This window comes from Calothrix sp. CBUCES-K 9914 (assembly GCF_059640475.1).
Genome location: NZ_JBXXZH010000437.1, coordinates 1 through 4,555, shown reverse-complemented (window position 1 = coordinate 4,555; position 4,555 = coordinate 1). Strand labels below are relative to the sequence as shown.

The following is a 4,555-nucleotide window of genomic DNA, read 5'->3' as shown; positions in this document are numbered from 1 at the left end:
CGGTTCTATCGTACATAGCGTGCTAAATTTTAATTAAAATCTATAAATATGCATGATTTACAAGGCTTACAGACGCTTTTATTTTTAATTTTGGACAAGAATACCGTTCTGAAGGTAATAATAGCTGTAAGATAAGCCCAGCAAGCTTTTTAAGGTTATTTTTCCCTAAATTAGCACGCTAAGTACGCAAGAGCCGAAAATACTCACCACTGTCGGGTTCAATTGTTATATACCAGTTGTAATGAGTTTCTATTAATTCTGATTTAAGTCTCTCAAAGATAGGTAGGCAGCGCGCTCTAAAAGCTTCTCGTTCGCTCTCGCGTTGCTCTATTTGTTCAGGAGTCCACTGTATTTCTGGAAATATGCGTCCCTTTAGGACGGTGCGGTTTGGTTTTGTTTCGGTCATGGTGTTCTTATTATATGAAGTGCAATATCTATATATATTAGAGCTTTTAAAACCTCTCCCCTAACCCCGGAACCTACAAGGAGAGGGGAAAACTAATGTACTTAATACGCACGTTCGTGGTGCGGTCAAACGCTTTTACGCTTCCATACGCACGCCTAAATCTATATGTAATACTTCTTCGATTCTACGTAGAGTTTCAATCGGCAAGGCTTTTGTTTCCTCAGACTCAATTTTGTACCAATTTACAGGACTCATGGGAATTTGACGGCATATCTCCGCGAGTGAGCGCCTATCTGTTAGTCTTGCTTCTTTAATCTTTTCCCCTAACCCAGGTACTTTTATATCTGTAACTTTTCTTACTATCATCGGTTCGACTTAATGATTGAGGCTTCTTATTTAACTATAAACTGTCAGTTTGTCTTTTTTCATTAACTTATAATTAACAGTTTGTAAATTTACAATTAATGATTTATACTAAAGGTGTTCGAGATAACGATTTTTTGGTAGGGCGCCACGTTATGAGTCAGGCAACGTTAGATAGAACAATTGAGGTTACAGACTTTCCAGAGCTTTCTTATGATGAACAACGTGAACGTGAACAACTAGAAAGACTTGTGGAAAGGGCTTTTTATGAGGCAGGAAAAGGACTCCGTGCCTTACGTGATAAGAAGCTGTATCGCAGTACTCACACCAGTTTTGAGAATTACTGCCGTGAAAGGTTTGGGTTTGAAAGGCGCCAACCATACCGTTTAATTGAGGCTGCGGGTGTAATAGATAACATAGTAGAAATGTGTCCAAATTGGACACAAATTGTGCCAACGAACGAATGTCAAGTTCGACCATTAACCAAGCTGGAAGCATTTGAACAACGTGAGTGTTGGGAACAAGCTGTTGAAGCTGCTGGTGGAAAGGTGCCATCTGGGCGCCAAGTAAAAGATATCGTTGACCGAATTCGGGAACGAACTAAAGTACCAAATCCTTACAGTGAGGGAGATATATGTATTTTGATTCCCAAGGAGAACCCTGAGTTACGCGGTAAGAGTGGATGTTGGAGTGTTGTTACTCAAGTAGGCGAATATTCTTGTACTGTTAAAACTTGGGAAGCAGAGTACACTTTAAAAATAGAACATTTATTATCATGGGAATTATCGGATGATAATTGTAAATACATGCGAGAATTGCTAGGGCGGATGGGGCGCCTGCACCAATTACCAGATTGCGATGGCGCAGTAAATAGTCTACTTACTTACTTTGGTAAACAGTCGCAACCGTATTTAACGCCGATACAAGAAGAGTTACTTGCAATGATTGAGAAAAATTATGGAGTCTTTGAACCTGAACAATAATTTATCTTCTGAAGAGCGCGCGGCAGCTGAGAAATTACATACTAGATTGCGGCGCCTTTCTCTTGTTCCTAATTTGGAAGAAGTAGTTGTGTCTATGTTTGAATTTTACGCACACTTACCAACACCATATTTGACACCCATACAAGAAGATTTACTATCTTTGATGGAACAGAAGTACGGAGTTAAGTCAGATAAATGAATGTCACGAACCAGGATTATCAATATCAATTTGGTGGCAGTCTTCCTGCATCGGCGCCTACTTATGTTACACGTAAGGCTGATACAGACTTGTATGAGGCTTTGAAAGCTTCCGAGTTTTGTTTTGTTCTGAACTCTCGACAGATGGGAAAATCCAGCTTGCGTGTCCGTACAATGCAGAAGTTACAAGATGAGGGAATTGCTTGTGTATCTATTGATTTGACTGGAATTGGGACATCAGGGCTAAGGGCTGAACAATGGTATGCTGGAATTATTGATACTATTGCTGAGAGTTTAGATTTAGATGAGCAGTTTGACTTAGATGCATTATGGTCAGAGAATTCCCGATTTTCTGATGTGCAGATTTTTGGTAAATTTATTGATAAATTACTAAAATTAATCTCCACTCAAATTGTTATTTTTATTGATGAAATTGATAGTACTCTCAGCTTAAATTTTCCGGTTGATGATTTCTTTGCTTTAATTCGTGCTTTCTTTAATCAAAGAGTTGATAATATTGAATATCAACGCATTACCTTTGTGCTTTTGGGTGTGGCTACTCCTTCCGAGTTAATTCAAGACAAAAAGCGCACTCCTTTTAATATTGGGCAAGGAATTGAATTAACAGGATTTGAATTTGTCGAAGCTTTACCTTTAGCAACTGGATTTTCTGCCCAAACGAACAATCCTCAAGCGGTATTAAAAGCGATTTTAGATTGGACAGGGGGACAGCCGTTTTTGACTCAAAAACTTTGTCAAATTGTCCGCCAAACTGAAACTGTAATTACTGTTGGGGAAGAAGCTGATTTTGTAGAGAATTTAGTTAGAAGTCGCGTGATTGAGAATTGGGAATATCAGGATGAACCGGAACATTTTAGAACAATTCGGAACAGGATTTTAAAAAGAGACGAGCAGAAGGCAGCGTATTTATTAGATTTATATCAACAAGTGTGGCACTCAGGAGGGGTTGATATTGACAATAGTACCGAACAGAGTAATTTACAGTTAGCGGGAATTGTTGTTAAAAAAGAGAGTAAGTTAAAGGTTTACAATCGAATTTATCAAACCATTTTCGATAACATTTGGATTGAGAAAACTTTAGCCAGTTTGCGTCCTTATGCAGAAACTTTTCGTCAGTGGATATTAGCAGGAAAACAGGATGAATCTATGTTATTGTGGGGGAATGCTTTAGCAAAAGCAGAAGCTTGGGCAAAGGATAAAAGTTTAGGTTATCAAGATTTAGAATTTTTAGCAGCTAGTCGTAAACGAAAACGAGAAGAGGAATTAGCAGAAACAGAAAGACAGGCAGAATTAGAAAGGGAAAGGAAAGAAAAAGAAGCTGCGGAACGAGCTAGGATAATTGAAGCGGAAGCTAAACAAGAAGCTGAAAGGCAACTAGCAACTGCTAAAAAAAGAATGACTTTTGGAACAGTAGTTTTATTTATTACTTTAGGTATTGCCACCTTATCAGGAATAACCGCATTGATGGCGGTTCAAAATGCTGCTAAAATGCAACAGAATATTGCGAAAGTCAAAGAATTATCAGAGGTAGCGTCTAATCTTCAACAAATAAACCGAGTAAATGAAGCCAATCAATCTTTGAATATTGCCGGGTTAGTTCTGCAAGAAAAGATTAAAAATCAAGAATTAAAAGAGGCTTTATTAGATAGTTCTCTGGTTTTAGGCTATGAATATTTAACTGATAAAGAAAACAATAAAAATCTAAAAAATCAAGAGGGTAGATATAAGAAAGCTAAAGAAAATCTGAATAAGAGTTTGAAAGGTTTCAAATTATCAGAATTAGAAAATCAACTTGATAACAATAATCCTACTCATTTAGCTACTTTAGTTTATATTTACTATGTTAAAGGTAAATTACAAGAAAACTCAGATAAGGCTTTGGCTAAAGCTGATTATAAGAAGGCATTAGATAAATATAAGCGTCTCGAAGCTCAGTTGAAATCTCCCCTTGAATTATTTAGTTTAGACCTAAATATTCTCTACAATGGTAATGCTGATATTGTTGCTACGCTTTATCGGCAACTGAAAGAATTAGATAGTTCAAATTCGATTTATGCTCAATCTTTAAAGCAACATTATTTACATGAGCTAGACTATTTAATGCAGAAAAAAAGATGGAGAGAAGCAAATGAGAAAAATTGGCGGTTTATTCTCTATTCAGCCGGAAGAGAAAAGCAAGTAATCCCAAATTTAGATGATATCAAAAACTTTAAGTGTGAGGATTTAAAACAACTAGATAATCTTTGGGTAAAGAACTCTCAAGGACATTTTGGTTACAGTGTTCAGAAAAAAATATATCTGAGAACAGGCAATTCTTTAGATTTTGACTGGGAGAAGGGACAATGGAAAAAATGGAACAATAAGAACAATCGGACGAAAATGGAAAATAATAAATTTGTAGAAAGGGTAGGATGGAAAAAAGAAGGAGGGGAGTGGTGGAATAATGAGAAATTATTCATGAACCTAAGTGAAGGGGGGAGATTGAGAGATGGAATTCTCCCGTTGATGGCAGAGCATATTGCTAAGATTGTGATAAGTAAAGAATATGGGGGGGGGAATTATGAGGGTGGGGAGGTGGAGGAAT

At 37.1% G+C, this 4,555-nt stretch carries 5 protein-coding genes; 3 read left to right on the top strand and 2 right to left on the bottom strand.

The window, feature by feature from the left end:
• Nucleotides 1–178: 178 nt before the first annotated feature.
• Both AC2JBO_RS43355 and AC2JBO_RS43350 read right to left on the bottom strand, forming a co-directional pair.
• Nucleotides 179–406 carry a hypothetical protein gene (locus AC2JBO_RS43355; protein WP_496959807.1) on the bottom strand — a complete coding sequence of 76 codons (228 nt, stop codon included), beginning with the start codon at nt 404–406 and terminating at the stop codon, nt 179–181.
• Nucleotides 407–541: 135 nt separating this feature from the next.
• Nucleotides 542–772: a helix-turn-helix domain-containing protein gene (locus AC2JBO_RS43350; protein ID WP_496959806.1), complete on the bottom strand. Its 231-nt coding sequence runs from the start codon at nt 770–772 to the stop codon at nt 542–544.
• A 98-nt stretch (nt 773–870) separates the two neighbouring features.
• Here AC2JBO_RS43350 and AC2JBO_RS43345 point away from each other — a divergent pair, with 98 nt between their 5' ends.
• The 3 genes from AC2JBO_RS43345 to AC2JBO_RS43335 form a co-directional block, all read left to right on the top strand.
• Nucleotides 871–1,752, top strand: coding sequence for a hypothetical protein (locus AC2JBO_RS43345; RefSeq protein WP_496959805.1), 882 nt, complete (start codon nt 871–873; stop codon nt 1,750–1,752).
• Nucleotides 1,727–1,951 (top strand): hypothetical protein, encoded by a 225-nt coding sequence (locus AC2JBO_RS43340; protein WP_496959804.1) that lies wholly within the window; start codon nt 1,727–1,729, stop codon nt 1,949–1,951. The genes AC2JBO_RS43345 and AC2JBO_RS43340 overlap by 26 nt, the downstream gene beginning before the upstream one ends.
• Nucleotides 1,948–4,555: AAA-like domain-containing protein (locus tag AC2JBO_RS43335; RefSeq protein WP_496959803.1), on the top strand; the 2,608-nt coding region annotated here is incomplete at its 3' end. The genes AC2JBO_RS43340 and AC2JBO_RS43335, both read left to right, overlap by 4 nt.